General features: G+C 51.1%; 1 protein-coding gene. It reads right to left on the bottom strand.

The features are described 5' to 3' along the window. Positions 1–8: 8 nt before the first annotated feature. Positions 9–1,171 (bottom strand): IS3 family transposase gene (locus E0L35_RS25270; RefSeq protein ID WP_138801712.1). Its coding sequence is split into 2 segments (ribosomal slippage): positions 9–916 and positions 916–1,171, totalling 1,164 coding nucleotides; the frame shifts between segments, so codons are not numbered across the junction. Between the last annotated feature and the right edge of the window lie 67 nt (positions 1,172–1,238).

Below are 1,238 nucleotides of genomic sequence, written 5' to 3'. Positions count from 1 at the left end.
TGTAGTGGTCAACTAATACCGGACAGTAATTTAAGATTTTCCTCAGCCCCTACGGGAGAAATGCCACCGTTAAATGAGTGAGGTCGCTGCTGGTTGTAGTAACCCATTAGATAATCACTAACGTCTTTCTTGGCCTCAGGTAGATTTCGATATCCCAAAGCCGGTATCCACTCCGATTTCAGGCTCCGGAACAGCCTTTCCATCGGCGAGTTGTCCCAGCAGTTGCCACGTCGGCTCATGCTTTGTTTCATTCGATAGCGCCAAAGTCTTTGGCGGAACTTGCGGCTTGCATACTGACTACCCTGATCAGAATGAAACATGACGCTCTTCGGCTGACCACGTTGTTCCCAGGCGTGATCCAGCGCTTTCACAACAAGATCTGCATCCGGGCTGGACGACATGGCCCAGCCAACAACACGACGAGCATAAAGATCCAACACAACGGCCAGATAGTTCCAACGCTGGCCATTCCAGATATAAGTGATGTCACCACACCAGACCTGATTGGGCTGGTCTGGTGTAAATTTGCGGTCAAGATGGTTCGCAATATCAGGCCGCTCAACGGTCGCCTGCTTGTAAGCATGAGGGCCCGGCTGCTTACAGATCAACCCCATTTCGCTCATCAAACGCCGAACCTTGAAACGACCAATGGTGACGCCTTCTTCGTTGAGCAAACCCTTGATCGAGCGGCTGCCAGCTGAGCTGCGACTCTTTTTGAAAAGGCGGTTTACCTGAGTTTTTAAGGCCAGACGCTCAATATCCACGCGGTGCCGCCGCTGGCGGTACTCGTAGTAACTGGAGCGGCTAATATCAAACGCGTTACAGACCATTTCAACAGGCATTTGCTCACTCAACTGGTCTATCAGCGCGTACGATTCATGTCGTCCGACATCAAGAGAGCAGTAGCCTTTTTTAGGATAGTTTTTTCCATCTCAAGGCGTTTGCAGCGAGCCTCAAGCTCCTGAATACGCTGCTGTTCTGGGGTTAACGCTTTGCCCTTAGGCGTTACTCCCTGACGCTCGTCCGCAAGCTGGTGAACCCAGCGTCGGAGGGCGCTTTCACCGACACCCAACGAGGTACAAGCTTGGGGATAGCTGTACCCTTGATCTAGTACTAGGCTGGCAGCTTCCTGCTTAAATTCAGGCGAAAAAGTACGTCGTTTCTTGGTCATCAGACACCTCGCTTATGGTGGCAATATTACCACCTACGTTGGTGTCCAGTTTTATTGAACCACTACA

Origin of the sequence: Halomonas sp. ATBC28 (genome assembly GCF_005937175.1) — a bacterium.
Classification (GTDB): domain Bacteria; phylum Pseudomonadota; class Gammaproteobacteria; order Pseudomonadales; family Halomonadaceae; genus Vreelandella; species Vreelandella titanicae.
This window is presented reverse-complemented; position numbering and strand designations above follow the sequence as displayed.